Annotated in this window: 1 protein-coding gene; it reads left to right on the top strand. The window is 49.2% G+C overall.

Annotation, left to right across the window (positions count from 1 at the left end; translation table 11 throughout):
* A partial coding sequence (locus tag DWY63_RS18585) for a hypothetical protein (RefSeq protein ID WP_330415538.1) occupies positions 1-315 on the top strand: 315 nt, incomplete at both ends.

Genomic DNA, 315 nt, shown 5'->3' with positions numbered 1-315 from the left:
ATCTTAATTGGATTCTTTGCAGGTTACATTGTCTACATGGTTCAGATTGCCTTAAAGGCAAACCGCGAAGGAAAAAAAGTCGAAATTGAAGGCGGTTCCGACGAGGATATCAAGCTGCTTTCCGTTCCGAAGAGTATCGTGTTCATCGTCGGCGGAGCAGTCGCCATTGCAGTCGGCGGAGATGTGACCGTAGATGCCGCAGCAAGAATCGCGGGCGATCTTGGAATGAGCCAGACTCTGATCGGACTGACCATTGTTTCCATCGGAACTTCCCTTCCGGAACTCGTAACTTCTATCGTTGCTGCCAGAAAGAAT

The sequence above is a fragment of the Blautia sp. AF26-2 genome (assembly GCF_003460955.1).
Taxonomy (GTDB): Bacteria; Bacillota; Clostridia; order Lachnospirales; family Lachnospiraceae; genus Fusicatenibacter; species Fusicatenibacter saccharivorans.
Note: the sequence above shows the minus strand (reverse complement) of the source record. Positions and strands in the feature narration are given on the sequence as shown.